The organism is Dokdonella sp. GW821-FHT11D02, from assembly GCF_058808595.1.
In genome coordinates, this window is the sequence record NZ_CM179520.1 from 3,698,444 (window position 1) to 3,724,643 (window position 26,200).

23 protein-coding genes and 2 tRNA genes are annotated in these 26,200 nt (G+C 66.4%); 5 read left to right on the plus strand and 20 right to left on the minus strand.

The window, feature by feature from the left end; translation table 11 throughout:
- Positions 1-28 precede the first annotated feature (28 nt).
- Together queA and AC3QL3_RS15910 are read right to left on the minus strand one after the other, a co-directional pair.
- Positions 29-1,099 (minus strand): tRNA preQ1(34) S-adenosylmethionine ribosyltransferase-isomerase QueA, encoded by a 1,071-nt coding sequence (queA, locus tag AC3QL3_RS15905; protein WP_492895062.1) that lies wholly within the window; start codon positions 1,097-1,099, stop codon positions 29-31.
- 99 nt (positions 1,100-1,198) lie between these two features.
- Positions 1,199-1,801: a response regulator transcription factor gene (locus tag AC3QL3_RS15910; RefSeq protein WP_492895063.1), complete on the minus strand. Its 603-nt coding sequence runs from the start codon at positions 1,799-1,801 to the stop codon at positions 1,199-1,201.
- A gap of 206 nt (positions 1,802-2,007) precedes the next feature.
- On the opposite strand from AC3QL3_RS15910, the gene AC3QL3_RS15915 reads away from it, so the two are divergent.
- From AC3QL3_RS15915 to AC3QL3_RS15925, 3 genes are read left to right on the plus strand one after another with little or no spacing between them, the layout of a single operon-like run.
- Complete coding sequence (locus tag AC3QL3_RS15915; RefSeq protein WP_492895064.1) at positions 2,008-2,769, plus strand: hypothetical protein; 762 nt, start codon at positions 2,008-2,010, stop codon at positions 2,767-2,769.
- Positions 2,766-4,139, plus strand: coding sequence for a collagen-like domain-containing protein (locus tag AC3QL3_RS15920; protein ID WP_492895065.1), 1,374 nt, complete (start codon positions 2,766-2,768; stop codon positions 4,137-4,139). The genes AC3QL3_RS15915 and AC3QL3_RS15920 overlap by 4 nt, the downstream gene beginning before the upstream one ends.
- A 4-nt stretch (positions 4,140-4,143) precedes the next feature.
- The gene (locus AC3QL3_RS15925) at positions 4,144-5,238 is read left to right on the plus strand and encodes a glycosyltransferase (RefSeq protein ID WP_492895066.1); all 1,095 of its coding nucleotides are present in this window, start codon (positions 4,144-4,146) and stop codon (positions 5,236-5,238) included.
- A gap of 7 nt (positions 5,239-5,245) precedes the next feature.
- On the opposite strand, the gene AC3QL3_RS15930 is transcribed toward AC3QL3_RS15925, so the two are convergent.
- The 4 genes from AC3QL3_RS15930 to AC3QL3_RS15945 form a co-directional block, all read right to left on the minus strand.
- Complete coding sequence (locus AC3QL3_RS15930; protein ID WP_492895067.1) at positions 5,246-6,409, minus strand: sensor histidine kinase; 1,164 nt, start codon at positions 6,407-6,409, stop codon at positions 5,246-5,248.
- 50 nt (positions 6,410-6,459) lie between these two features.
- Complete coding sequence (locus AC3QL3_RS15935) at positions 6,460-8,334, minus strand: CIA30 family protein (protein ID WP_492895068.1); 1,875 nt, start codon at positions 8,332-8,334, stop codon at positions 6,460-6,462.
- Between the two features lie 10 nt (positions 8,335-8,344).
- Entirely contained in the window at positions 8,345-9,136 is a 792-nt protein-coding gene (locus AC3QL3_RS15940; RefSeq protein WP_492895069.1) for an ABC transporter permease, read from the minus strand.
- 105 nt (positions 9,137-9,241) lie between these two features.
- A complete protein-coding gene (locus AC3QL3_RS15945) occupies positions 9,242-10,141 on the minus strand; it encodes an ABC transporter ATP-binding protein (RefSeq protein ID WP_492895070.1) in 900 nt (299 codons plus the stop codon).
- A gap of 265 nt (positions 10,142-10,406) precedes the next feature.
- On the opposite strand from AC3QL3_RS15945, the gene AC3QL3_RS15950 reads away from it, so the two are divergent.
- Both AC3QL3_RS15950 and AC3QL3_RS15955 read left to right on the plus strand, forming a co-directional pair.
- Positions 10,407-11,909: an aminotransferase class III-fold pyridoxal phosphate-dependent enzyme gene (locus AC3QL3_RS15950; protein ID WP_492898953.1), complete on the plus strand. Its 1,503-nt coding sequence runs from the start codon at positions 10,407-10,409 to the stop codon at positions 11,907-11,909.
- 251 nt (positions 11,910-12,160) lie between these two features.
- Positions 12,161-12,511, plus strand: a complete 351-nt coding sequence (locus AC3QL3_RS15955) for a PsiF family protein (RefSeq protein WP_492895071.1) — start codon at positions 12,161-12,163, stop codon at positions 12,509-12,511.
- 114 nt (positions 12,512-12,625) lie between these two features.
- Here AC3QL3_RS15955 and AC3QL3_RS15960 read toward each other — a convergent pair whose 3' ends face one another.
- The 14 genes from AC3QL3_RS15960 to AC3QL3_RS16025 all read right to left on the minus strand — a co-directional run bounded on the left by AC3QL3_RS15960 (position 12,626) and on the right by AC3QL3_RS16025 (position 26,173).
- Positions 12,626-14,155, minus strand: coding sequence for a choice-of-anchor Q domain-containing protein (locus tag AC3QL3_RS15960; protein WP_492895072.1), 1,530 nt, complete (start codon positions 14,153-14,155; stop codon positions 12,626-12,628).
- A 131-nt stretch (positions 14,156-14,286) separates the two neighbouring features.
- Positions 14,287-15,237, minus strand: coding sequence for a prolyl aminopeptidase (gene pip, locus AC3QL3_RS15965; protein WP_492895073.1), 951 nt, complete (start codon positions 15,235-15,237; stop codon positions 14,287-14,289).
- Positions 15,238-15,399: 162 nt separating this feature from the next.
- Positions 15,400-15,476 (minus strand) — tRNA-Pro (locus AC3QL3_RS15970).
- 145 nt (positions 15,477-15,621) lie between these two features.
- Positions 15,622-15,978 (minus strand): MerR family transcriptional regulator, encoded by a 357-nt coding sequence (locus AC3QL3_RS15975; RefSeq protein WP_492895074.1) that lies wholly within the window; start codon positions 15,976-15,978, stop codon positions 15,622-15,624.
- The gene (gene ihfA / locus AC3QL3_RS15980; RefSeq protein ID WP_300621111.1) at positions 15,956-16,258 is read right to left on the minus strand and encodes an integration host factor subunit alpha; all 303 of its coding nucleotides are present in this window, start codon (positions 16,256-16,258) and stop codon (positions 15,956-15,958) included. The genes AC3QL3_RS15975 and ihfA overlap by 23 nt, the downstream gene beginning before the upstream one ends.
- Before the next feature lies 1 nt (position 16,259).
- Entirely contained in the window at positions 16,260-18,665 is a 2,406-nt protein-coding gene (gene pheT, locus AC3QL3_RS15985; protein WP_492895075.1) for a phenylalanine--tRNA ligase subunit beta, read from the minus strand.
- Positions 18,666-18,760: 95 nt separating this feature from the next.
- Positions 18,761-19,753 (minus strand): phenylalanine--tRNA ligase subunit alpha, encoded by a 993-nt coding sequence (locus AC3QL3_RS15990; RefSeq protein ID WP_492895076.1) that lies wholly within the window; start codon positions 19,751-19,753, stop codon positions 18,761-18,763.
- Between the two features lie 271 nt (positions 19,754-20,024).
- Positions 20,025-20,378, minus strand: a complete 354-nt coding sequence (rplT, locus tag AC3QL3_RS15995) for a 50S ribosomal protein L20 (protein WP_492895077.1) — start codon at positions 20,376-20,378, stop codon at positions 20,025-20,027.
- Positions 20,379-20,389: 11 nt separating this feature from the next.
- Positions 20,390-20,587: a 50S ribosomal protein L35 gene (gene rpmI, locus AC3QL3_RS16000; RefSeq protein ID WP_492895078.1), complete on the minus strand. Its 198-nt coding sequence runs from the start codon at positions 20,585-20,587 to the stop codon at positions 20,390-20,392.
- Between the two features lie 289 nt (positions 20,588-20,876).
- A complete protein-coding gene (infC, locus tag AC3QL3_RS16005; protein WP_492898955.1) occupies positions 20,877-21,401 on the minus strand; it encodes a translation initiation factor IF-3 in 525 nt (174 codons plus the stop codon).
- A 44-nt stretch (positions 21,402-21,445) separates the two neighbouring features.
- Positions 21,446-23,350, minus strand: coding sequence for a threonine--tRNA ligase (thrS, locus tag AC3QL3_RS16010; protein WP_492895079.1), 1,905 nt, complete (start codon positions 23,348-23,350; stop codon positions 21,446-21,448).
- A gap of 343 nt (positions 23,351-23,693) precedes the next feature.
- Positions 23,694-23,768, minus strand: a tRNA-Val gene (locus tag AC3QL3_RS16015).
- A 129-nt stretch (positions 23,769-23,897) separates the two neighbouring features.
- Positions 23,898-24,842 carry a response regulator gene (locus AC3QL3_RS16020; protein WP_492895080.1) on the minus strand — a complete coding sequence of 315 codons (945 nt, stop codon included), beginning with the start codon at positions 24,840-24,842 and terminating at the stop codon, positions 23,898-23,900.
- Positions 24,839-26,173: a sensor histidine kinase gene (locus tag AC3QL3_RS16025; protein ID WP_492895081.1), complete on the minus strand. Its 1,335-nt coding sequence runs from the start codon at positions 26,171-26,173 to the stop codon at positions 24,839-24,841. Before AC3QL3_RS16025 ends, AC3QL3_RS16020 begins: the two co-directional genes overlap by 4 nt.
- Between the last annotated feature and the right edge of the window lie 27 nt (positions 26,174-26,200).

The window sequence follows — 26,200 nt, forward strand, 5'->3', positions numbered from 1 at the left end:
AGTCCGGGAGACGCGACCGAAAGCGGATTCATCGCTGTTCTTCCGAATCCCCAATCCCCAATCCCCCATCCCCGCCCCGCGGCCATACCAACATCGCATCGCCGTAAGAGAAGAAACGATAGCGCTGCTCGACCGCGTGACGGTAAGCGGCCAGCACGAAGTCGCGGCCGGCGAACGCGGATACCAGCATCAGCAAGGTCGATTCGGGCAAGTGAAAGTTGGTGATCAGCGCATCGACGCTGGCGATGCGATAGCCCGGAAAAATGAAGATCTGCGTCTCGCCGGCGAACGGCGCCACCTCACCGTACTGGAGCGAGGATTCGAGCGCGCGCACGACCGTGGTGCCGACCGCGATCACGCGCCCGCCGCGCGCTCGCGTGCGGCGGATCTGCTCGACCAAACCGGCGCCGACGTTCAACCATTCGCGATGCATCGCATGATCTTCCAGGCGCTCGGCGCGTACCGGCTGGAAGGTGCCGGCGCCCACGTGCAAGGTCACGTAGCCGAAGTCGATGCCGCGCTCGCGCAGCTCGGCCAAGAGCGCCTGATCGAAATGCAGACCCGCGGTCGGCGCCGCCACCGCGCCCGCTTCGCGCGCGTACACGGTCTGGTAGCGCTCGTCGTCGGCGGAGTTCGGATCGCGTTCGATGTAAGGCGGCAGCGGCATCCGGCCCAGGCGCGCGAGCAGTTTCTCCAGCGGCTCGCGGCCTTCGAAACGCAGCAGGAAAAACTCGCCGTCGCGGCCGAGCACGGTCGCCACGCTGCCGTCCTGCAGCACGATGCGTCCGCCGGGCTTGGGTTTCTTGCTGACGCCGAGCTGCGCGCGCGCTTCGTGCGTGCCGGTCACCCGCTCGATCAGGATTTCGACCGCGCCGCCGCTCTCCTTGTGCCCGAACAGCCGCGCCGGCAGCACGCGCGTGTCGTTGAACACGAGCAGATCGCCCGGCGCGAGGAATTGGGGCAGCTCGGCGAAGCGCCGATCCTCGAGCCGAGACGACGCGGCATCAACCAGTAACAGCCGGCTCGCCGAACGCGCGGCCAACGGCGCCTGCGCGATCAGCTCGGGCGGCAGGTCGAAATGGAAGTCGCTTTTTTTCAAGCCGGGATTGGGGATTTGGGATTGGAGAATTGAGAATGATAGAGGCTCAAGCCCTCCGCCGTTCCGAGTCCCCAATCTCCAATCCCCAATCCCGGCCCTTCAAAGCCAGCCTTTCTGCCGCGCCAGCCGATACGCCTCGATGCGATTGGCGACGCCGAGCTTGCCGATCGCTTCGGACAGATAGTTGCGTACCGTGCCTTGCGAAAGATTGAGGCGTTCGGCGATGTCGCCGGCGGTCAGGCCCTCGCCGGCGTAGCGCAGCACCTGGCGTTCGCGGTCGTTCAGCGGATCGGCTTCGGACCAGGCTTCGAGCGCGAGTTGCGGGTCGATCGCGCGGCCGCCGCGATGCACCGTGCGCAGCGCGTCGGCGAGCTGCTCGGCCGGCGCGTCCTTGAGCAGATAGCCGCCGACGCCGGCGTCGAGTGCGCGACGCAGGAAGCCGGCGCGGGCGAAGGTGGTCACGATGACGACCTTGCAAGCCAGCTCGTGCCGCTGCACGCGCTGCGCCAGTTCGAGCCCGCTCAGACCTGGCATTTCGATGTCGGTCACCAACAGATCGGGGCGCAGTTGCTGCAGCAGGCGCCAGGCTTCTTCGCCGTCGGCGGCGCTGCCGACCACTTCGATGTCCGGCTCCAGGCCGAGCAAGGCGGACAGGGCGCCGCGCACCATCGCCTGGTCTTCCGCCAACAGAACGCGAATCACCCGTGCACTCCGGCAAGACGCCGATCGTGGGCGCCGTCGCCGCTGACTTTACAGGACATTGCGATCGGCTCGCCCTCGCCGCGGCACCGCTCGAGCGCGCGCAAAAACTCCCGATCTTCCACTAACTTGCATTGTGTAAATTTGTTGCACGCATCGACTCGAACGGACTAGGATGCGGCGATTCGGTCGTGCCACAGGGGGCTTCGATGCGATCTCGCGAACATGCCGCGCTTGCGCTGGCTGCGCTGCTGGCGTGGCCGTGCGCGGCCGATGCCGGCATCAGCGTACCGGCCGGCGGGCGCCTCGCGCTCAACGGCGGCAGCACGGATCTGGCGGCACAGGAATTGCGCGTCGACGGCGCCTTCAGCCTCGGCAGCGGCGCGCTGCTCGACGCCGGCGCGCTGCGCATCGGTGCCGGCGGTCAGGCCGACCTCGGCGCCGGCTTGGTCGACCTCTTGGGCGACTGGGAAAACCGCGGCAGCGTCGCCGCCGGCAACAGCCGCGTGAACTTCCTCGACGGCGCAGCGCAGAGCTCGGTGCTCGGCAGCACCGCCTTCGCCAACCTCTCCTTCGTCAGCGCCAACGGCAAGCGCTACCTGTTCGAGTCGGGATCCACCCAGATCGTCTCGGGGCAGTTGCAGATCGTCGGCAACGGCACGCCGATCCAGGTCGACGTAACCCAGCCCGGCACCATCGCGTTCCTCAATCTGCTGCCTTCGGGCAGCCAGGTGATCGCCAACGTCGGTGTTTCCGACGTGCACGCGGTCGGCCAGCCACTGGCGCCGGACCAGACCAACCAGGGCGGCCGCGGCAACGACACCGGCTGGTTCGGCGGCGGTGGTCCGGTCGCTCCGTCCGTACCGGTGCCGACTTCCTCGCCGCTCGGCCTGCTCCTGTTCGCCCTCAGTCTGCTCGGCGCCGCGCTGGTCGCGTTCCGCCGTCTCTCCACCTCCGGAGCTTCCTCATGACGCGCTCGAATCCCAATCGCCGTACGACTCTGTTCGTCGCGCTGGCGCTGGCTTGCTCCAGCGGCCTCGCCGGCGCCGACGACGTCAAGATCGCGCCGCCGCCGGGCGGCGGTTTCAGCGTCACCGACAGCGCCGGCAGCGTCGTGCGCCTGCGCGTGGACGAGAACGGCCAGGTCGTGATCCCGGCTCTGCCGGCCGCGCTGCAACAACAGAGTTTCGTCTGCTTCGACGCCGCCACCGGCGTGCTCGGCAGCTGCGCCGGCGTTCCCGGCGGCGTGACCGGTCCGACCGGTCCCGCAGGCCCGGCCGGCCCCATCGGTCCGGTCGGCCCGACCGGCGTCGGCGCCACCGGTGCCACGGGCGCAACCGGCGCTACAGGTGCGACCGGCCCCACCACGGGCGTGACCGGCCCGACGGGTCCGACCGGTGCAGTAGGCCCCGCCGGGCCGGCCGGCTCGATCGGCGCGACCGGCGCCACAGGTCCCGCGGGCCCCTTCGGTGCCACCGGGCCGACCGGAGCGACGGGCGTCACCGGCCCGATTGGTGCCACCGGCGATGCCGGTCCGACCGGCCCGGCCGGACCGCAAGGCGTCCCAGGTCTGCCCGGTACGGTCGGAGCGGCAGGACCCATCGGCCCCATCGGACCCGCCGGTCCGATCGGCCCGACCGGTGTCACCGGTTCGACTGGCGCGACCGGCGCAACGGGTGCAACCGGCAACACCGGCGTGGCCGGACCGGTCGGCGCCACCGGCAATACCGGCCCGACCGGTGTGGCGGGACCTGCGGGTCCGCAAGGCCCTGCCGGTCCGATCGGCCCCATCGGACCGATCGGGCCACAGGGTCCGATCGGCGTGACCGGCGTAACGGGCGCCACCGGCCCGACCGGTGCCACCGGCGCCACGGGAGCCGGGGTGACGGGCGCAACCGGCGCGACGGGTTCGACCGGCGCTACCGGTGCGACCGGAACCGCAGTCGGCTACACCATTCCGCTGCGCGTGCCCGCCACCGTCATCGCCGGCAACGGGCGCAACTACCTCATCGGCGTCGGCATGAGCAACGTCAACGAAGGCTTCGGCTTGTTCACCATCCCCGACGCCTGTACCAACGCCTCGATTCGCTTCGGCCTCACCGCCGATCCGGCTGCGCCGTACACGCTCAGCGTGAACAAGATCGCAGGACCTACGCCCACTCTGCCCGGCGTCGCGATCTCGGGCTTGAGCTGCACGGTGTCGGCCGGTGCCGGACGCTCCTGCAGCGCCTCCGCCACGGTCTCGCTGGCCGCCGGCGACCATGTCTCGATCCAGCTCGACGGTACCGCCAATTTCAATACCGGAACCGCGCACCTGGTCGGCGAGTTCAGTTGCAAATGAGCCCGTGACGGCGCCGTTCGCGCAGCAAATCTGCCTCAGCATGATCGTCAAGAACGAGGCAGCGGTGATCGACCGCTGCCTCGCTTCGGTACGTCCCTACATCGGCGCCTGGGCGATCGTCGACACCGGTTCGACCGACGGCACGCAAGAGCGCGTGCGCGAACATTTGCGCGACTTGCCCGGTACGTTGATCGAGCGGCCGTGGGTCGACTTCGCCACCAACCGCAACCAGGCGCTCGACCTCGCCCGCGCGCACGGCGATTACGCCCTGATCATCGACGCCGACGAGATCCTCGAGCGCGACGCGGATGCGCACTTTCCCGAGTATCTCGATGCGCCCGGCTACTACCTGCGCCAGCGCATCGACGGCGTCGAGTTCGAATATCAAAGCGCCAAGCTCTTGCGCCACGACGTTGGCTGGCGCTGGGAAGGCGTGCTGCACGAATTCCCGGCCGTTGATCCCTCGCCCTCGCTCGGACGTCTGGACGGCCTCGGCATCCGCAGCTTTCCCGACGGCGCACGCAGTCGCCGCCCGCTGCGCGACAAATACCTCGACGACGTACGTGTACTCAAAATCGCGCTCGCGGCCGAACCCGACAATGCCCGCTACGCGTTCTACCTCGCGCAGAGCCTGCGCGACGCCGGCGAGACCGCGGCCGCGCTGACCGCCTACGAACACCGCGCGGCGATGGGCGGCTGGGCCGAGGAGGCGTGGTATTCGACATTCCAGATCGCGGCGCTGCGCGAGCGACTGCAGCAGCCGGCGAGCGAGGTCGTCGACGCGTATCTGCTCGCTTACGAATCGCGCCCGACGCGGGCCGAGCCCCTGTGCGAGCTGGCGCGCTACCTGCGTCTGCGCGGCCGTTACGCCAGCGCCTATCTGCATGCCTGCGCGGCCGCCGAAATCGCACGGCCGAGCGATCTGCTGTTCATCGATTCATCGGTCTATCGCTGGCGCGCGCGCGACGAACGCGCGGTGGCGGCGTTCTATCTCGAGCGCCGCGCCGAATGCGCCGCCTTGTGCCGCGCGCTGCTCGCCGATCCGCAGCTGCCGGCCGAACAGCGCCTGCGCATCGAAGCCAATCTCGCGCTCTGCTGAGCGCGCGTCAGCGCAGCGCGATCTCCAAGGCCGCCTTCGACCGCGCCGCGTCAGGCAGCGGCAACGCGGCGAGCAGGCGCGTGCCGCTGCCGCGTGTGGACTGGATCTCGAGCCGTCCGCCCAGCGCGAGCAACCGCTCGCGCATGCCGCAAAGACCGTTGCCCGGTTCGATCGAGCCGCCGCGGCCGTCGTCTTCGATCGACAGTCGCCATTCGCCCTCGCGCGCGACCAGCTCGACGCGCGCAACGCCCGCTTGGGCGTGGCGTTGGATATTGGTCACCGCTTCGCGCACGGTCAGCGCGAACACGGTTTCCAGCGCCGGCGGCAGCGCGGCGTCGCCGTCGAGACGATAGTCGAGGCGGACGCCACTCAATTGGAGCAAGAGCCGCGCCGAGGCGAGTTCGGCGGCGAGACCGGCGGCGCGGATGCCGGTGACCGCGCGCCGAACCTGACTCAACGCATCGCGCGCGACGCGCTCGACATCGGCGATCTCGCGCCGCGCGGCCTGTGGATCGCGCTCGAACAACTTCGAGGCGAGTTCGGATTTCAACGCGATCAAGGACAGTGTGTGACCGAGCAGGTCGTGCAGATCGCGTCCGATGCGCTCGCGCTCGGCCAGCGCACCGAGCCGCCGCACTTCATCGTGGCTGAGCTTGAGTTCGGCCTGGCGCAGGCTCTTCTCGCGCTGGAACGCATTCGCCGCGTACAGCGCGGTCGACACGATCGCGGTCACGGTGACGCCCATCACCAGATACTGCAGCGGCCAGCCGATCCACAAAAGTTCCAGAGTGAACAGCACCAGCCCGGCGAAGATGACCGCAATCGACTTGCGCACGCCCAGACACGCATGCGGCAGCAGCGCGCTGGCGTAGATCAGATACGTGTTCGCATTGACGTTGAGGTTGATCAGGAGGAAGCCGAGCGCAGCGATCGCCGCGATGTGGCCGTACACGCGCCGGCTGGATCGATGCCAAGCGTCGAAGTAGATCGGCAGAAAGATCACCACGCTGATCAGCGTCGCCGGCAGCCAGTACGGCCTGGGGTAGTACATGCCGCTGAAGAACAGGAAGCCGAGGTAGAACAGGTTCCATGCCGGCATCCAGCCATATTCCTCCGAATGCGCGAAGGCCAGCACCTTGCGCAAGGTGGATTGCGTCTGGCCTGTTCGCATCACACTCGATCCTCCTGTTCCCAGCGTCATCATACGTGCGTGCCGACGACTCAGCGGACCTCGACGCGATCGATCGCGAATTCGAAGGCGCCGAGCGGCTGGCCGGCGCAGAACGCGAAGCCGCGCACACGGCCGAGATCGGCGCCGGCAAAGGCCGCCAACGGCAGACGAATCTGCTGCCATTGCGCCGTGGCGGCGAACTCCTGCATGGCCGGCATCGAACCTGCGGCCTCGCCACCGGAGAACAGCATGGCCGAGTAGCGGCGGCCATCGCCCTTGACCCACAGCACGATCTCTTTCTTGGCAGAAAAATCGACCGCGTCCATCGCCTTCTCGGCCGGGAAGAACATCACGCCCGCCCAAGGATGGGCGAAGCCGGCCTTGATCTCGCCGTGCACCGCCAACGCACCGCGACTGCCCTCGGCGCCGCCGGCGACCAGCCGGTGTTCGACGGTGGATTTGCCCTGCGCGAGCTGGTCGGTGGTCGGCTGCCAGCCGAAACCGTAGCGGCTGGCGATCGCATCGCCGTCGAAGTCGCTGACCAGGGCGTCGGCCGGCGCCGCGACCGTGGCCTTCGCGGCAGCGGCGGTCGCCGCAGCGGCGAGCGTGCGTTCGATCGGATAACCGTTCTTCCAGACCTGCGCGATGTCACGCGTAGCGTCGATGTCGCGGCCGGGATCGCCGTTGACCAGGAGCAAGTCGGCGCGCAGACCCTTCGCGATGCGGCCGCGATCGGCGAGATGGAAGCGCTGCGCCGGGATCGAAGTCGCTGCGGCCAGCGCCTCGGCCGGGCTCAGGCCGGCGCGCGTCAACAGCGCCAGTTCGCCGTGCAGCGAGGCGCCGTGCGCGGTACCGGGATTGCCGGCGTCGGTACCGGCCAGGATCGGCACGCCCGCCGCGTGCAGCAAGCGCACGCTCTCGATTGCATTGGTGAACAGCGCGGGATGCGCATTTCCGAACGCTCGTCCGAGCATGTCGGCCTGGGCCGACGTCAGGAACGGCTTGATGCGCGCATCGTCACGCAGCTTGGCGCCTTCGCCGGCGCCGCCGATGCTCGCCATCACGCTGAGCGTCGCTACGACGAAGCTGCCGCGTTGCCGTGCGAGCTTCACCGTCGCCGGCGTCGCCACGCTGTCGGAAAACACGTGAGCGAGGCCGTCGGTGCCGTTTTCCAGCACGAAACGCGCATCCTCTTGCGTGGCGACATGGACCACGGTGAGCTTGCGATCCTTGTGTGCCGCGGCGATCAGTGCCGCCGTGGTGTCCTTGCGCAAGCTCGGCGTGCGCATGTTGCCGCCGTAGGTCGAGCCGTCCTCGAGCACGATCTTGAGATAGTCCGAGCCTTCACCGATGCGCGCGTCGACGAACGCCTGCGCCTCCTTAGGCTCGGCGAGCACCGGAATCGGCATGCCGTATTCGGTGCCGTGACCGCCCTTGACCGTCGCCAGCGTGCCGGCGGACCACAGATCCGCCTGCTCGGTACGCGCCAGGGACTCTCGCTCGCGCTTGGCGGCGGCGAGCGCGTGCCAATCGGTGAACATGTCGAGTTCGGTGGTCACGCCGAAACGCAAAGCATCGCGGCGCGCATCGCCCCAGCTGTGCACGTGCGCATCGATCAGGCCCGGCAATACGGTCTTGCCCTGCCCTTCGATCACACGCAGTCCGGACGGAATCTCGACACCGACGCCGACCGCCGCGATGCGGCCGTCGCGCACGACGAGGTTGGCGCCGTCGACGAAACGCTCGCCGTCGAACACGCGCACCTGACGGATCGCGAACGATGCCGCCCCCTCGTCGTCCGCGGCCTCGGCAGCACGCGCCGCCGGCGCCACGCACGAGGTCGCCAGCATCAGCAGCACGATCATGACCAACGCGCGCCGATAGACGCTGCGCAGACTTCTTCCGTTCCAACGAACGCGATTCATAGCCGACTCCTCATGGGTCAAAGCGTGCGAGGCGCCGCCGTGCCAGCGCCAGAAAGATCAGGGTGAACGCCGCCAGCACGGCGACGTGCAGCGCGACGGAACCGACGGACGGTTGGCCGACTGCGGCGTAAGCGAGCTGGCCTAAGTGATAGGCCGGCCACAACGATGCGACCTCGCGCAGGAACGCCGGCAGCATCGCCAACGGCAGCCACAGGCCGGACAGGAACGACATCGGCAGATAAATCAGATTGATCAGCGCCGGCGCCGCCCGCCCGCTCACCGCCGTGCCGATGAAAAGGCCGATCGCGCAGAACGGCAGCACGCCGAACACTTCGACCAGGAACAACATCGCCCACGACGCCGGCGGCAGGCGCACACCGACCGCCGTCACCGCGATCACGGCGAGGATGGCGAACACCAGCGCCGCGAACAGCATCGCCATCACGAGCTTGGCGAGCAGATACGCGCCCGGCGGCAGCGGCAGCGCGCGCCGCAGCGTCAGCCAGCCGTTGTCCCGATCGAGCGCGACGGACACGCCGAAACCGAACAAGCCCGGCGCGATCACGCCGAACACGCCGTAGCCCGCCAGCATGGCGATCGACTGCGCGCTGCCGCCGGCGCCGCCGCGGCTCAGTACGACGCCGAACAGCAGATAGAACATCGCCGGAAAGGCCAAGGTCGGAATGCAGAACATCGGCGTGCGCAGCAGGCGCAGGAATTCGTGTTTGCCTTCGAGCGCGTAGCAGCGCCAGAGGCTGAAGGTGGCGTTGTCGAGGCGCGCTGTAGCAGTAGTGCCGTGCATGATGGCTCTCGCTGAAAAACTTAGATCCGGCCGCCGTCGACTGCTTCGCCGTGCGGCTACTCACATCGATCTCGCCGATGGCGGCGAGGGCGTAACGCGCAGCGCTCAGGCCGCCTCGGCAGCGACCTCGCGCGTGATTTCGACGAACGCCTCGGCGAGGCCGGCGCGATGCACTTCCAGCTCGCTCAGCGCGGTGTCCTCGAACAGCAGCTGGCGTACGACGATCTCGGCCGCGTCGGTGACGATCTCGATGCGCTCGCCGTCGCGGCAGGCGCTGCGCACTTCGGGCCATGCGCTGACCACGCCGGCGTCGAGCGCGCTGATGCAGCGGATGCGCTTCTGCGCGACGCGCGCGCGCACTTGCGCCACGCTGCCCGACGCCACCACCCGTCCCTGCGCGAGCACCGCGACGCGATCGGCCAGCGCTTCGGCTTCTTCCAGGTAATGCGTGGTCAGCACGACCGCACAGCCTTCGGCGACCAGATCGCGGATCGCCTGCCACAAGGCGGCGCGCGCGGCGACGTCGAGCCCGACCGTCGGTTCGTCGAGGAACAACAACTGCGGCCGGCCGCAGATCGCCAGCGCGAACTGCACGCGCCGCTGCTGGCCGCCGGAGAGGCGGTCGTAGCGGCGCTCGAGCAGCCCGTCGAGACCGGCGATGCGCACGCAGTCGGCGCTCGAATACGGATTGGGGTACGCAGCGCGCGTCTGCGCCAACAGTTCGGCCACCTTCAAAGTCTCGGGCAGGCCCGCGCTCTGCAGCATGACGCCGACCCGCCGCCGCACCGGCAAGGTCTGCGGCGATTCGCCGAACAGGTGCACCACGCCCGTGTCGGCGCGCGCCAAACCCAGCCACAGCGAAATGGCCGTGCTCTTGCCGGCGCCGTTGGGGCCGAGCACGGCCAACAGCTCGCCGGTCTGGACCGCGAGATCGACCCCGTCGAGCGCGCGATTGGCGCCGTAACACTTGCTGACGTTCTGCAGTTCGGCGGCCGCTGCGCGCATGGAGCCATTCCCCTCGCTATTTGACGGGGCCACTCTAGGCGCGGGCGCGCTGCGCCTGCAGAAGCAGGCGTCAGGCATCGCGTCTGACGGATGTCATGCGTTGCGTGCGGCGCCGCGACGCGGCGCCGGCGGGGTACCGCCGCGGTTCCCGCTGTGGTAAATTGGCCGCCTGATTTTTCCATTCCAATCAAGGCTTAAACCCACCGTGCCTGCACCTTTCACGAGGGCGGGCACAGTCGTTTTCCGGGAGGTCCGAATGAATCCGATGCTGGCCAAACTCAAGGAAATGCGCGAGTTCGATGGCGCTTTGCGTACCGTCGGTCTGGCCGACGCACAGATCGAGCGCTTTCTGCCGAGCGATCCTGCGCTCGCCGAAGCGATCGACGAGGCCTACGCGTCCCATCTCGCGCTGCGTTCCTGCATGCCCGACTTCCTGCACCTCGACGAAGCCGAGCAGATGCAGGCGGCGCAAGCCGACCTGATCAACTTCTATCCGGAAGACGGCGTCAATCCGTACGTGGCGCTGGCCGCGCGCGGCCCCTGGCTGATCACCTTGAAGGGCGCGGTGATCTACGACGCCGGCGGCTACGGCATGCTCGGCTTCGGCCACGCGCCGAAGGCGATACTCGGCGTGATGTCGCGTCCGCAGGTGATGGCGAACGTGATGACGCCGAATCTGTCGCAGCTCAAGTTCGGCAAGGCGCTCAAGCGCGAGATCGGCCAGAACCGCGAAGGCGGCTGCCCGTACGCGAAGTTCCTCTGCCTCAATTCCGGCTCGGAGTCGGTCACGCTGGCGGCACGCATCGTCGACGTCAACGCCAAGCTGATGACCGATCCCGGCGCGCGCCATGCCGGCCGCACGATCAAGCGCCTCGCGGTCAAGGGGGCGTTCCACGGCCGCACCGAGCGGCCGGCGCTGTACTCCGATTCCTCGCGCAAGGTCTATCAGCAGAACCTCGCCAGCTATCGCGACGAGAGCAGCCTGATCACGGTCGATCCCTACAGCGTCGAACAGCTCAAGCAGGCATTCGCCGACGCCGACAAGAACGGCTGGTTCATCGAAGCGGTCTTCATCGAGCCGGTCATGGGCGAAGGCGATCCCGGCCGTTCGCTCAGTACCGAGTTCTATGCCGCGGCGCGCGAGCTGACCAAGGCGCACGGCAGCCTGCTCTTGATCGATTCGATCCAAGCCGGCCTGCGTGCGCACGGCGTGCTGTCGATCGTCGACTACCCCGGCTTCGAGAAGCTCGAAGCGCCGGATCTGGAAACCTATTCGAAAGCGCTCAACGCCGGCCAGTATCCGCTCTCCGTGCTGGCCACGACCGAGCGCACCGCCGCGCTGTACAAGAAGGGCATCTACGGCAACACGATGACGGCCAACCCACGCGCGCTCGATGTGGCCTGCGCGGTGCTGAAGGAGCTGACGCCGGAACTGCGCGAGAACATCCGCCAGCGCGGCAAGGAGTTCGTGGCCAAGCTGGAGAAGCTGAAAGCCGAGCTGCCGGGCTACATCACCAAGGTGCAGGGCACCGGCCTTCTGTTCTCGTGCGAACTCGCGCCGGAGTTCAAGTGCTACGGCGCCGGCAGCACCGAGGAATGGCTGCGCGAACACGGCTACGGCGTGATCCACGGCGGCGTCAATTCATTGCGCTTCACGCCGCAGTTCGGCGTGCGCTCCGAAGAAGCCGACCTGCTCGTCGAGGGCGTACGGCGCGCATTGCTCGAAGGCCCGCGCAAAGCGCAGCCGTTGCACGCCGTGGCGGCTTGATCGGATTGACCCTGCGATCGTCCTTGATCGCATGGATGTGGAGCGGCTCTCCGGCCGAGTAGACCTTGCCGCCGGAGAGTCCGTCTCGACGCGCTGATTTCTTACATGGCTACGGCGTTTTTCGACGCCTGAATCGCCGACAACTCCTTCGTAAAAATCGCTGGATCGTCACTCCCGTTCCGCAGAGGCAGGCGTAGACTGCGCCGCACCGATGCCAGCCGGCAGCGGACACATTCGGAGAGGAGTTCCCTATGCAGCTCAAGACGATGTACTCGCTGTCGCTGGCGTGTGCGCTGGCCTTCGGTTCCTGCGCGGCATTGGCCGCCGATGCGAAGACCCTGACGCCGCAGCAGCAGCGCATGAAAGACTGCAACGCCGAAGCCAAGACCAAGGCGCTGGCCGGTGCCGAGCGCAAGACCTTCATGAGCTCCTGCCTCAAGGGCGAAACCACCGCCGCCGCGCCCGCCGCGAAGCAGACGCAGCAGGAAAAAATGAAGACCTGCAGCACCGAAGCGAAAGAGAAATCGCTCAAGGGCACCGACCGCAAGACCTTCATGAGCACGTGCCTGAAAGGCGACGGCGCGGCCGCCGCGGCGCACTGAGCTTTCACCGTCATCGCGTGACCGAACGGGCCCGCTGCGGCCCGTTCTTTTTTTGGGTCGACCAAGCCCGCTCGGGAGACGCTTCGCCCAATCGCCCGGGCTCCGCAAATCGCCCTAACGCGACTCGAACCCGTTCGCGAAGATGACGTCGACGAGTTCGAAAGCGCCGATGTCCGTGGTTGCGCCGAGCATGCGCGAGACGCCGCGCTGATCCGAACTCAGGCCCAGATTGTTGCTGCCGTGATCGATCGCCGGGCTGCCGGGTAGCAAGGCGTGCGTCTTGGTCGGCCCGCCGTTGTCGGCCAACGGGCCGAGTTGGGGATCGACGCCGGAAATCACGAACGACACCGCCGGCATGTAGGGAGGAATCGCCCGGACCAGGCTGCTGCCGCCTTCGATGGAGATGGCTTGCTGGCCTACGCTGCCGAGGTCCGACTCCGTGCCGTCGCCGAAGGTGTTGTTGGCGATGAGCGAACTCTGCAGCTGCAAGCCGTGCGCCGGCAACTGGTTGAACACCGCGCCGCCGGCATTGTCCGCGCCGTTGGCGCCGCTGACGTTGCCGGCGATGGTGCTGTTGAAGATCTCGACCGGGCACAGCGTCGCGTAGAGGCCGCCGCCGAGCTGGTCGGAACGGTTGCTGGAGATCGTGCTGTCGCGAATGTGGACGCGCTGGCTTTGCAACCAGAGTCCGCCGGCGGAACGCGACGTGTTCCCCGAAATCGTGGAGTTCTCGATGTGGACGGGTTGGTTGGGGTTGAGGAAGTTCACGCTGGCATCCAGGCCGCCGCCTCTGCCGCCGCTGGAGTTTCCGCTGACCGTGCTCCACTCCATGTAGAGCATGCCTTTCGCCGCAGCGCCGCCGCCGCGCGCGTCTCCGTCGATCGCGTTGGCCGAGTTTCCGCTGATCGTGCTGCGCGTGATCAGCAGGCCGTCGCCGGCGTAAAGCCCGCCGCCGATCGAGATCGGTGTTTGATTGCCGGACCCGATGTAGACGGAGTTGTCCGAAATCCGGCTGTCGGAAACGCTCAGCAAGCGGTGCGCATAAACCGCGCCGCCCTTCGCCTTGATCGAGGCGATGTCCGGATTACCGGCGATGACTTTGCAGTTCGACAGCGTCACGCCGTACAGGCCGACGCTGCCGTTCGAACTGATGCAGCCGCCGTAGGGTGTACCGCTGCCCGTGTACTTCCGCACGCCATCACGGATGTTCAGATTGTACAGACCGAGAAACCCCGAAGTCGTTTGATTGAAGACTCGGCTCGTATTGCCTGCCGTGATCGTCACCGGAGGCTGGCCGTCGCGCTGCTTGATCTTCAAGATGTCCTGCGCGATGACGATTTCCCCGCTGGTCAGGGTAATCGTGCTGCAGGGCAGCTTGCTCAGGTCGAGCGTATCGCCGCTCGCCGCCAGGCCGGCGTTCCGGCGCAGGCTGCCGATGCCGTCGTCGTCGCAGGAATAGACGAAGATCGTCGTCGGCGGCGGAATATCGGCTGCTGCGTCCGGAGGATGCGTCGGCAGCGGCTCGGACGATTGCGCCGCCGCGGCCAGGCCGGAATCGAACCCGGAAGAGGCGAAACTGGTCGCCAGACAGGCCGCCAGCAGGTTCCTGCGCAGCCGGGCCAAGCGGTCATGAGTGATCGACATCGTACCCTCGGTAGTCGCACCAACGGCGTGTGCCGTTGTCGGGGCCAGGGATACGTCGAAACGAGGGCTTTGCTGACAACGCGCGACTGGAGGGCACCGCTAGATCGAGCCGGAGAACCGACCGGCCGTTGTCAGCGAAAGCGATCCGTCGCTTCGATCAGCTCGTGCGTGATTCCGGGTTCCAGCGCCGAATGGCCAGCATCGGAGACGATGCGCAGATCGGCCTCCGGCCAGGCGCGATGCAGATCCCAAGCGCTGCGCAGAGGGCAGACGACGTCGTAGCGGCCCTGCACAATCACGGACGGGATGGACTTCAAGCGGTGCGCATCGCGCAACAGCTGGTCTTCCACTTCGAGGAAGCCGCCGTTGACGAAATAGTGGTTCTCGATGCGCGCGAAGGCGAGTGCGAACTCATCCTCGCCGCTCGCCGCGATGTGCGTGTTGTCCTGGAACAGGAAGCTGGTCGCGCCTTCCCAGGTCGACCACGCTCGCGCGGCCTCGAGCCGCAGCTTCGCGTCGGTGCCGGTCAGGCGTCGGTGGTAGGCGCTGATCAGATCGCCGCGCTCGACTACCGGAATCGGCTTGAGGTATTCCTCCCAGACGTCCGGGAAGATCGCGTCACAGCCTTTCTGGTAGAACCATTCCAGCTCCCAGCGACGCAGCATGAAGATGCCGCGCAGAACGAGTTCGGTCACGCGCGCCGGATGCGTCTGCGCATAGGCCAGCGCCAGCGTCGAACCCCAGGACCCGCCGAATACTTGCCAAGTGCCGATACCCAGGTGCGCACGCAGCGTCTCGATGTCCTGCACCAGGTGCCAGGTCGTGTTGTCGGTCAGTTCCGCGTGCGGCGTCGAGCGGCCGCAACCACGCTGATCGAACAAGACGATGCGGTAATGCGCCGGATCGAAGAAGCGCCGCGACTTCGCATTGCAGCCCGCCCCGGGCCCGCCGTGCAGGAACACCACCGGCTTGCCGTCCGGATTGCCGCACTGCTCGTAGTACAGCCGATGCAGCGGCGATACCTGCAGAAAGCCGTTGTCGAACGGCTCGATTTCGGGATACAGCCTACGGCGATCGGTCATTCCAGCAATCCATAGCGAGGCGTGGAACGAAAGCGTCGCACGACGAATGCATTTATTGAAGAGTGCGCATAGGGATGCGCGCTCTGGACGATCTAACCGTACGAAGCATCGGTCCGAATCGGACATCAACGAAGCAGCTCGCAAAGATGCGAGCACAAACAATGGTCGGGGCGGCCGGATTCGAACCGACGACCACCAGTCCCCCAGACTGGTGCGCTACCAGGCTGCGCTACGCCCCGACGTGTGTTGCGAATCGAAAGTGGTCACGCAGTATAGCAGACCGTCCACGAGACTCATCCGCTACCAGCCCCATGCATGGGCGAGACGGCAGCGTCCTCTCCCGCCCGATCACGCTTTCGCGAGAAGCATCGAAAGCGGCTGCGTTCAGCGCCGCAGGATCTGCAGCACTTCTTCCAGCTCCATCCGCACCTGCCGCACGATCTGATGCGAGATCGTCGATTCGGCCTTGGCTTGGGAGCCTTCCAGGCGCTGGCGCGCACCGGTGATGGTGAAGCCCTGGTCGTACAAGAGCGAGCGAATCTGGCGGATCATCAGCACGTCGTGGCGCTGATAATAGCGGCGGTTGCCGCGGCGCTTGACCGGCTTGAGGTTGGAGAACTCCTGTTCCCAGTAGCGCAACACGTGCGGCTTCACCCCGCACAGCTCGCTGACCTCGCCGATGGTGAAATAGCGCTTGGCCGGTATGACCGGCAGTTCGCTATTGCTGCCCTGATCCAGCATAGGCTTCGACCCGGACCTTGAGTTTCTGCCCCGGACGGAACGTCACCACACGCCGGGCGGAGATCGGAATCTCCTCGCCGGTCTTGGGGTTGCGCCCAGGACGCTGGTTCTTGAATCGCAGATCGAAGTTGCCGAACCCCGACAGCTTCACCTGCTCCCCTTTCTCTAGCGCGTCGCGCACGACTTCGAAGAACGCGTCGACGAACTCCTTGGCTTCGCGCTTGTTCAGACCGACGTCCAGAAACAGGCGCTCGGCCATCTCCGCCTTCGTCAACGCCATCCTATCCTCGCAACTTGGCTTTGCAACCCGATTCCAGAGCGGCGACCGCGAGAGCCACGCACCGGTCCGCATCCGGGTCCGTAAGCGTGCGGTAACGATCCTGCAAAATCAAGCCTATAGCGAGACTTTTGACACCCGATCCGAGATTCGGACCGGCGTAGCGATCGAATAGCACGATGTCCGTCAAGGTTTCGCCAACGGCACCACGAATCGCCGCCTCGACCGCGGCATACGGCACTTCCTCGGGCAGCTCGAAGGACAAGTCGCGCCGCACCGACGGGAAGCGCGACAGCGACTGCGCGGACGGAACCGCTCGCTCGCGCAGCGGTTCGAGATCGAGTTCGAACAAATAGACGTCTTCGGACAGGTCGAGCGCCTTGACCAAATTCGGATGCAAAGCGCCGACGTAGCCGACGCGACGCTCGCCGCGCCGGATTTCGGCGCTCTGGCCCGGGTGCAGCCACGGTTGCGCGGCCGGCACGAAGTGGAACTCGGGCGTTGCCGCGGCCAGTGCGAACAGCGATTCGACATCACCCTTGACGTCGAAGAAGTCGAGCGCGCGCGCGGCTTCGCCCCATTGCTCGGCGACCGCGCGGCCGCAGGCGACGCCGGCGATGCGGTCGATTTCGACCGGCGCGGACGTCGCGCCGTCTGCAGCCTCCCCTTCGCCGCCGGACCCGGCCAGATACACCCGGCCGCATTCGAACAAGCGCACGCGCGCCTGTTGCCGGCTGCGGTTGGACGCCAGCGCCGCGACCAGTCCCGGCAAGAGACTCGTGCGCATCACCGACAATTCGGCCGAAAGCGGGTTCGACAACGCGATCGCCGCGTCCGCCAGTCCCCAAGCGGCCAGCTGCTCGCGCGCGACGAAGGCGAACGTGATCGCCTCCAGATAACCGCGCGCTGCCAGCTGCTCGCGCAGCGAACCCAAGCCGGCACGGTCTTCGCGCAGCGCAGGTCCGACCAGTTCGCCGCTCGGCGCGCGATCGGGAATGCGCTCGTAGCCGTGGATGCGCGCGACTTCCTCGATCAGGTCTTCTTCGATCGCGATGTCGAAACGCGCAGCGGGCGGCGTCGCGATCCAGCCGTCCGCGGCGGCCTCTACTTGCATGCCGAGTGCGATGAGGATGCGTTCGACCTCGGCATCCGCCACGCCGATGCCGAGCACGCGCTCGATGCGCGCGCGGCGCAGGCGCACCGGCGCACGCACCGGCAAATGCTCCTTGGATACCGCTTCGAGAATCGGACCGACTTCACCGCCGGCCGCTTCGACGATCAGCTGGGTCGCGCGCTCGAGCGCGCGGCGCGGCAGCTCCGCATCGACGCCGCGCTCGAAGCGATGCGCCGCATCGGTGTGCATGCCGAACCTGCGCGCACGGCCGGCGATCACGCCGGGACGCCAATGCGCGGCTTCGAGGAAAACATTACGCGTGGCCGCAACCACGCGCGTGTCATAGCCGCCCATGATGCCGCCGAGGGCGACCGGCTTGTCCGCATCGGTGACGACCAGCAAATCGGTATCGAGTGCGATCTCGCGTTCGTCGAGCAGCTTGAGCGTCTCGCCCGCGCGCGCGAAGCGCACACCGATCGGGCCGCGCAGCGTATCGGCGTCGAACGCATGCAGCGGATGGCCGAGCTCGAGCATCACGTAGTTGGTCACGTCGACCAGAAGATTGATCGGACGCAGACCGCTGCGGCGCAGGCGATCGCGCATCCAAGAGGGCGTCGGCGCCGCGGTGTCGATGCCGATCACGTAGCGTCCGCAATAACGCGGACAGTCGGCCGGCGCGTCGAGGCGGATGTCGATGCGGCGATCCGACTGCGGCGCGACCGCGGCGATCTGCAACGGTGCATAGGCGACATCGAATGCGGCGGCGACATCTTTGGCCAAACCTTCGAGCGAAAGACAGTCGGCACGATTGGGCGTCAGGCCGAGATCGAAGGTCGCATCGGGCAGGTTCAGATACGTCACCAGCGGCGTACCGACCGGTGCGTCAACCGGCAGTTCGAGCAGTCCCGACGCGTCGGCATCGAGGCCGAGTTCCTTGGCCGAGCAGAGCATGCCGAACGATTCGACACCGCGCAGCTTGGCGGCTTTGATCGTCAGTTCACCGACTTTTGCGCCGACCATCGCCAACGGCGCCTTCAGTCCCGCGCGCGCGTTCGGCGCACCGCAGACGATCTGCAGCCGCTCACCGCCGGCGTCCACTTCGCACACCTGCAAGCGGTCGGCTTCGGGGTGCTTGGCGCAGGCGAGAATCTGCGCGACGACGACACCGTCGAGCTGAGCGCCGACCGGCTCGATGCTCTCGACCTCATGGCCGATCATGTCGAAGCGCTCGGCCAGCGCGGCGCGGTCGGCCGTCAGCGGTACGCGGGAACGCAGCCAGTTTTCGGAGATTTTCATGGAAGAGCCGGGATTGGGGATTCGGGATTGGGGATTCGAATGGCGCTCGGGAACGCTTTACCGATCCCCAAACTCCCATCCCGAATCCCGGTTTCTCAGGCGAATTGCCTGAGAAACCGGACGTCGTTCTCGAAGAACGCGCGCAAGTCGGTGACGCCGTAGCGCAGCATCGCCAAACGCTCGACGCCCATGCCGAAAGCGAAGCCGGTATAGCGTTCCGGATCGATGCCGCAGTTGCGCAAGACTTCGGGATGCACCATGCCGCAGCCGAGCACTTCGAGCCAGCGCGAACCGCCGTCGGGCAGCTCCCAGCGGATCACCACATCGGCGCCGGGCTCGACGAACGGGAAGAACGTCGGCTTGAACATCATGGTGAAGTCGCGATCGAAGAACGCGCGCAGGAATTCGCGCAGCGTGCCCTTGAGATCGGCCATCGTCGAGGTCTCGTCGATCAATAGCCCTTCGACTTGGTGGAACATCGGCGAATGGGTCTGATCCGAATCGCTGCGATAAACCTTACCCGGCGCGATGATGCGGATCGGCGGCGTGCGGCCCTTGGCGGCGCGGATCTGCACCGGCGAGGTATGCGTGCGCAGCAGACGACCGTCCGGAAACCAGAAGGTGTCGTGCATGGTGCGCGCCGGATGGTCCGGCGGGAAATTCAACGCGCCAAAGTTGTGCCAGTCGTCTTCGATTTCCGGGCCGTCGGCGACGTCGTAGCCGAGCCGGGCGAAGATGGAAACGATGCGATCGAGCGCGCGCGTCAGCGGATGCAGGCTGCCGCGCTCGGCACGGCGCCCAGGCAGGCTCACGTCGATGCGCTCGGAAGCGAGACGGCGATCGAGCTCGACCTGTTCGAGCGCGGCTTTGCGCGCAGCGATCGCATCCGCGAGCTGCTCCTTGACGCGGTTGACCTCGGCGCCGCGCGCCTTGCGCTCTTCGGGCGCCAGCGTGCCGAGCGCCTTCAGCGCGGCGGTGACGGCGCCGTTCTTGCCGAGCAAGGCGACGCGCTGCGCGTCGAGCGCATCGAGCGTGTCGGCGGCCGCGATCTGGTCGAGCGATCGTTGAGGGTCTTGCAATACGTCCATCGCGAAATTCCGGAGTGCTTCAACACGTGAGAAATGCAGCTGAGGACGGCTGCGGTGGAACGCTCCGAAGCCGAGACTTGCAAAAACCGTTGCAACCATTCCGATGGCGGCGCTCCTGGACGGAGCGCGCACCGATGAAAACAAAACGGGGAGGAGGCCTGGCCTCCTCCCCGCTGTCCAATCAGGCATCCAAACAAGCGACGCCTTTCTTGAGGAGTGCGGCCACCGATGGCCGCTCTTTGATTCTCGCGATCAGAAACGATCGCAAAAACTACAGCGCAGCTTTGGCTTTTTCCGCGAGCGCGCCGAACGCTTTGATGTCGTGCACGGCGATGTCGGCCAGCACCTTGCGGTCGAGCGTGATGCCGGCTTTCTTGAAGCCATTCATCAAGCGGCTGTAGGACAGGCCGAACTGACGCGCAGCGGCGTTGATGCGGACGATCCACAGCGCACGGAAATTGCGCTTCTTCTGCTTGCGGCCGATGTAGGCGTACTGGTGCGCCTTGGTGACGGCCTGCTTGGCGACGCGGAAAACCTTGCGACGCGCGTTGTAGTAACCCTTGGCCTTGCCGAGGATCTTCTTGTGACGACGGTGGGCGATGACGCCGCGCTTGACTCGTGCCATGGCTGCTCTCCTTAGCTATACGGCAGCATGCGCGAGACGCGACCGGCGTCTTCTTTGCGCACATGGTTGGTGGCACGCAGACCGCGCTTACGCTTGGTCGACTTCTTGGTCAGGATGTGGCTCTTGAACGCGTGGCCGCACTTGAACTTGCCGGACGCGGTCTTGCGGAACCGCTTCGCCGCGGCCCGGTTGGTTTTCATCTTAGGCATGACTAACTTCCTTCGTTGGTTTTCGTGACTGGCCCGAGCGGCGATCGTCGATCGCACTTTCCGTCCGTGCTCGTTCCGGCTTGTGATACTGATCGCCCGTAGGCGATCTCCCTGCTTCTTCACTTCTCCCGCTTGCGGGAGAAGTCGGCCCATAGGGGCCGGGTGAGGGAACTCGTGGAGAAGTCCCTCATCCTGTCCTCTCCCGCTAGCGGGAGAGAAATGTGCTTTTGCGCTCGTCCTGAGTGCGAAGATCAAACAGCGGTCATCCTGACCGCACTTTTCAATAGAGCTATTGCTTCTTCTTCGGCGCGATCATCATGACCATCAGGCGCCCTTCCATGCGCGGGTACTGCTCGATCACCGCTTCCTCGACGATGTCGGCCGAGATCTTGTCGACCATCGCACGGCCCAGCTCCTGATGCGCCATCTCGCGACCGCGGAAGCGGATCGTGATCTTGACCTTGTCGCCTTCCTCCAGGAACCGCCGCAGATTGCGCAACTTGATCGCGTAATCGCCGACGTCCGTGGTCGGGCGGAACTTCAGTTCCTTGATTTCCTGCTGCTTCTGTTTCTTCTTCGCCGCGTGCGCCTTCTTCTGCGCGTCGAACTTGAACTTGCCGAAATCCATGATCCGGCACACCGGCGGATCGCCGTTGGGCTGGATCTCGACCAGATCCAAGCCGACTTCCTGGGCCATGGCCAGCGCTTCGTCGCGCGACAGGATGCCGACTTGCTCTCCCTCTGCTCCGATGACGCGAACTCGCGGAACGCGGATTTCCAGGTTCCTGCGGTTCGGCTTGTTGTCGGTGGCGATATGCGAATCCTCTTTGGAGAAACGTTACCCGAAGCGGCCGGCGATCAGGCCTGCGCGCCCTCGGACTTCAAACGTGACACGAAGCTGGCGATCGGCATCGAGCCCAGATCCTCGCCAGCGCGCGTACGCACGGCGACGGCCCCCGCTTCCTTTTCGCGGTCGCCGACGACCAGGAGATAAGGGACCTTGTCCAGCGTGTGTTGGCGGATTTTATAGCCGATTTTCTCGTTGCGCAAATCCGCCTCGACCCGGAAACCTTGCGAGACAAGGGTTTGCGCGACTTCGCTCACGAAATCGGCCTGCGCGTCGGTAATGTTCATGACGACCGCCTGCGTCGGCGCCAGCCAGGGCGGGAATTGGCCGGCATGGTGCTCGATCAGGATGCCGATGAAACGCTCCATCGAGCCGACGATGGCCCGGTGCAGCATCACCGGCTGGCGGCGCTGGCTGTGCTCGTCGACGTACTCGGCGCCCAGGCGGCCCGGCATCATGAAATCGACCTGCATGGTGCCGAGCTGCCAGGTGCGCCCGATCGCGTCGCGCAGGTGGTACTCGATCTTGGGGCCGTAAAAGGCGCCCTCGCCGGGCAATTCCTGCCAGTCCACGCCGCAGGCGCGCAGCGCCGAGCGCAGGGCGCCCTCGGCCTTGTCCCAGGTCGCATCGTCACCCAGGCGCGGCTCGGGGCGCAACGCGATCTTGATCTGGATGTCGCTGAAGCCGAACTCCGCGTACACCTTCAGCGCCTGCTGATGGAACGCCGTCACCTCGGCCTCGATCTGCTCTTCGGTGCAGAAGATGTGGCCGTCGTCCTGGGTGAAGCCGCGCACGCGCAGGATGCCGTGCAATGCGCCGGAAGGCTCGTTGCGGTGGCAGGCGCCGAACTCGCCGTAGCGGATCGGCAGGTCGCGGTAGCTGTGCAGGCCGTGATTGAAGATCTGCACGTGGCCGGGGCAGTTCATCGGCTTCAAGGCGTAGGTGCGCTTCTCCGACTCGGTGAAGAACATGTTCTCCTTGTAGTTGTCCCAGTGGCCCGACTTCTGCCACAGCGACACGTCCAGCACCTGCGGGCAGCGCACTTCCTGGTAGCCCGAATCGCGGTAGACCCGGCGCATGTGCTGCTCGACCACCTGCCAGATCGCCCAGCCCTTCGGGTGCCAGAACACCAGGCCCGGCCCTTCCTCTTGCACGTGGAATAGGTCGAGCGCCTTGCCGATCTTGCGATGGTCGCGCTTCTCGGCCTCCTCCAGCTGGGTGAGGTACGCCTTGAGGTCTTTGTCGTTGAGCCAGGCGGTGCCGTAGACGCGCTGAAGCATCTCGTTGTTGGAGTCGCCACGCCAATACGCGCCGGCCACCTTCATCAGCTTGAACGCGCGCAGCTTGCTGGTGTTGGGCACATGCGGGCCGCGGCAAAGGTCGATGAAATCGCCCTGCGCATACAGCGACAGCTCTTCGTTGGCCGGAATCGACTCGATGATCTGCGCCTTGTATTCCTCTTGCTTGTCGCGGAAGAACTTGACCGCCTCGTCGCGCGACATGACCGAGCGCGCCACCGGCAGCTCCTCGGCGACGATCTTCTTCATCTCGGCCTCGATCTTCTCGAGGTCCTCCGGCGTGAACGCCGTCTTGCGCGCGAAGTCGTAATAGAAGCCGTTGTCGATCACCGGGCCGATGGTGACTTGGGTGTCGGGAAACAGCCGCTGCGTCGCCTGGGCGAGCAAATGTGCGGTCGAATGACGCAGGACCTCGAGCGCTTCGGGACTCTTGTCGGTGACGATGGCCAGGTCGGCGTCGTAATCGATCCGATAACTGGTATCGACCAGACGGCCGTCGACCTTGCCGGCCAGGGCGGCCTTGGCCAGACCGGCACCGATGGAGGCGGCGACCTCGGCGACCGTGACCGGATGATCGAACTGGCGCTGGCTGCCGTCGGGGAGCGTGATGTTGATCATGGTGGATTCGATTGAATTTGCGGCGATGGAGAGCCGCTTCGACTCTCGCCGTCAGGACGACGGCAAAAGCACACAAAAATAAAGGGCGCCAAGCGCCCTTCGAGGGTGGCTTCGCGCGATCGGATCAGGCTCGGAACGTTCGCGTCGACATGTCGCACGCTCGGCCGGCGGTTACCCGCGGGCCACCTCTCGATGGAGTTCGGAAAACGCCGGCAAAACTAGAACAGGCAGCGAAAGCTGTCAACGCACTCGCGCCGCCGTCTTCGGCGCCGGTCACGCGCAGACGCCGCGCAAACGAAAACGGCGCGACCGATGAGGATCGCGCCGTCCAATCGCTTGGATTTGGTGGGCGGTACAGGGATCGAACCTGTGACCCCTACCATGTCAAGGTAGTGCTCTACCGCTGAGCTAACCGCCCCTAGCAGGGGGCGCGAAGCCTAACCGAGTCGAGGTCCCAGCACAAGCTGAAAGCGGATCGGAAACTGAAATCCCCCAGCGGACGCCGACGGGAATTGGACGCGGCGAGCCTCCATTGACGGCCCCTCGCTCAGCCGATCCGCGCCCCGGTCGCTTCGCGAATGCGGCGCCACACCTGCAGCAGACGGCCCGGCATGGTCGCCGGCTCCACCCGCAACGGCTCCACCTCGTGACGACGCATCAGGCCGATGTTCGCGCGCAGCTCGGCATGGCGCTCGAGCGCCGCGATCAGGCCGCGGCGCAGCAGTTCGCGTACTGCCGGCTGCAACAGGAAACGGAAGATCTGTCCTTCGTTGATCAGGCCGATGACCAGGCGGCTGTCGCGCAGCGAGGAGAGCACGATCGCCAAGGTCGCCGGCCGCAATCGCTTCAGGCGCTTCAACGCGTCGGCGACGTCGCCGTGCGCGCTGGAAAGCTGCGCGACCAGCACGGCCACATCGTGCTCGGCCAGCAGGGACAGGGCACTTTCGAGATCGCGCGCGTGCTCGACTTGCACCGCGGCGGGCAGGAGTTCGCCGACCTGTGCGGCGATGGCGCCGTCGCCGTCGAGCACGAGAACGCGCGCCGCGATCGCGATCGGCGCCGGCGTCGGCGCTGCCGGCCGCACCGCAGGGCGAACGGCGACGGCGGCGAAATCGCGGATCGCCACGCGCGCGGCCTGCTCGACCACGTCGACCAGATACGGCCCGTTCCACGGCTTTTCGACAAAACGGTAGATCTCGCCCTCGTTGACCGAGGCGGTGACGGCATCGAGGTCGGCGTAGCCAGTGAGCAGCACCCGCATCGTCGCCGGCGAATGTTCGGCAACGGCGCGCAGCACCTCGACGCCGCTGAGGCCGGGCATGCGCTGATCGCTGACCACCACGTGCACCGGCCGCTGCCGCACCCAGTCGATCGCTTCGCGGCCGGAGGTGGTGGCGAGGATTTCGCAGCGGCCGCGAAACAGCATGCGCAGCGAGCGCAGGATGCGTTCCTCGTCGTCGACGAACAGCACGCTCGGCAGCGCCGCGCTCATGCGCGATCTCCGCGTGCGGCCAGCGGCAATACGAGCAGAAAGCGCGTGCCGATGCCCGGCTTGGATGCCACGCGGATCATGCCGCCGTGCTGCTCGACGATCTGATGCGAAATCGCCAGCCCCATGCCGGTGCCCTGCCCGACCGGCTTGGTGGTGAAGAACGGATCGAAGATGCGCGCCAGATGCTCTTCGGCAATGCCCTTGCCGTTGTCCTGCACCAGGATCAGCACGCGGCCGTCGAGCACCTGGGTGCGCACGACGATGCGCCCGCGCTCGTGCTCGATCGCCTGGATCGCGTTGCTGAGCAGATTCAGCAGCACCTGATTGATCTGCGCCGGCGCACATTCGATCTCCGGCAGCTCGCCGGTCTCGCGCGTCACGGCGATGTCGCGTTTACGCAAAAGGTGCTGCACGATCTTCAAGGCGCTGTCGACGAGCTTGTTGACGTCGGCTTTCTGCAGGAACGACTGGTCGAGCCGGCTGAAGTCCTTCAGATTTCCGACCAGATCGCCGATCTGGCCGACACCATGCAGGGTGTCGTCGAGCAGACCGCAAACGTCTTCCAGTGCCGCCGCGTCGATGCGCGGCCGCAGCGTCTCGATTTCGGCCAGGCGTGCATCGAGCGCGGCGTCCGGCTCTTCGGCGCCGGTGAGCGCGCCGATCACCGCCTGCTGCGCCGAGACCAGCTGCACCGCGTCGCCGAGCATCTCGCGCGTCATCTCGACGTTGTTGCGCACGTAGCCGAGCGGCGTGTTGATCTCGTGCACCAGGCCCGCGACCATCTGGCCGAGCGAGGCCATCTTTTCCGATTGCACCAGTTGCAGCTGCGAAGATTTCAGTCGCGCATAGGCGCGTTCGAGTTCGCCGCCGCGCTCGGTCAGGCGGCTCTCCACCGCGCGCAGCACGTCGAGCACGAGGCCGGTGCCCAGATACTCCCCGGCGGCGTCGACCAGCACGAAGTCGTCGGTGATCGGACTGCGGATGTGGCTGGCGATCGCGCGCGCCGCCTGATCCAACGGCGTGGTCGCCGCCAATACCAGAGGCTGCGCGTTCATCAGCGCGGTGATCGGGCGGCGGCCGTACAACTCGCGTCCGTACGGCATCAAAAATACCCGCATCAACTCGTAGCGGCTGATCGTACCGAGGGGTCGGCCGGCGTCGACCACGGCGAGGCTGAGCAGGCCGGCGTGGCGCGAATCGAGGAACAGTCGCGCGACGTCGAGCACGCTGGTCTGCGACGCCACCGGCGCGGTCGGCAGCAGCAACGGCTGCAGATCGGCGGAAGCGGCGACAGCCGGCACGCGAGCGCGCGTCGTCGGAGCTGGATTCATCGTGCAGTACTTCGCGATGCGCTGCCC

Bases quoted from the DNA above. Each gene is read 5' to 3' on its own strand.
- AC3QL3_RS15915 (WP_492895064.1), top strand. From the start codon at position 2,008: ATGCGATCTCGCGAACATGCCGCGCTTGCGCTGGCTGCGCTGCTGGCG.
- AC3QL3_RS15920 (WP_492895065.1), top strand. From the start codon at position 2,766: ATGACGCGCTCGAATCCCAATCGCCGTACGACTCTGTTCGTCGCGCTG.
- AC3QL3_RS15930 (WP_492895067.1), bottom strand. From the start codon at position 6,409: ATGCGAACAGGCCAGACGCAATCCACCTTGCGCAAGGTGCTGGCCTTC.
- AC3QL3_RS15935 (WP_492895068.1), bottom strand. From the start codon at position 8,334: ATGAATCGCGTTCGTTGGAACGGAAGAAGTCTGCGCAGCGTCTATCGG.
- AC3QL3_RS15940 (WP_492895069.1), bottom strand. From the start codon at position 9,136: ATGCACGGCACTACTGCTACAGCGCGCCTCGACAACGCCACCTTCAGC.
- AC3QL3_RS15945 (WP_492895070.1), bottom strand. From the start codon at position 10,141: ATGCGCGCAGCGGCCGCCGAACTGCAGAACGTCAGCAAGTGTTACGGC.
- AC3QL3_RS15950 (WP_492898953.1), top strand. From the start codon at position 10,407: ATGCTGGCCAAACTCAAGGAAATGCGCGAGTTCGATGGCGCTTTGCGT.
- AC3QL3_RS15955 (WP_492895071.1), top strand. From the start codon at position 12,161: ATGCAGCTCAAGACGATGTACTCGCTGTCGCTGGCGTGTGCGCTGGCC.
- AC3QL3_RS15960 (WP_492895072.1), bottom strand. From the start codon at position 14,155: ATGTCGATCACTCATGACCGCTTGGCCCGGCTGCGCAGGAACCTGCTG.
- pip (WP_492895073.1), bottom strand. From the start codon at position 15,237: ATGACCGATCGCCGTAGGCTGTATCCCGAAATCGAGCCGTTCGACAAC.
- AC3QL3_RS15975 (WP_492895074.1), bottom strand. From the start codon at position 15,978: ATGCTGGATCAGGGCAGCAATAGCGAACTGCCGGTCATACCGGCCAAG.
- ihfA (WP_300621111.1), bottom strand. From the start codon at position 16,258: ATGGCGTTGACGAAGGCGGAGATGGCCGAGCGCCTGTTTCTGGACGTC.
- pheT (WP_492895075.1), bottom strand. From the start codon at position 18,665: ATGAAAATCTCCGAAAACTGGCTGCGTTCCCGCGTACCGCTGACGGCC.
- AC3QL3_RS15990 (WP_492895076.1), bottom strand. From the start codon at position 19,753: ATGGACGTATTGCAAGACCCTCAACGATCGCTCGACCAGATCGCGGCC.
- rplT (WP_492895077.1), bottom strand. From the start codon at position 20,378: ATGGCACGAGTCAAGCGCGGCGTCATCGCCCACCGTCGTCACAAGAAG.
- rpmI (WP_492895078.1), bottom strand. From the start codon at position 20,587: ATGCCTAAGATGAAAACCAACCGGGCCGCGGCGAAGCGGTTCCGCAAG.
- thrS (WP_492895079.1), bottom strand. From the start codon at position 23,350: ATGATCAACATCACGCTCCCCGACGGCAGCCAGCGCCAGTTCGATCAT.
- AC3QL3_RS16020 (WP_492895080.1), bottom strand. From the start codon at position 24,842: ATGAGCGCGGCGCTGCCGAGCGTGCTGTTCGTCGACGACGAGGAACGC.
- AC3QL3_RS16025 (WP_492895081.1), bottom strand. From the start codon at position 26,173: ATGAATCCAGCTCCGACGACGCGCGCTCGCGTGCCGGCTGTCGCCGCT.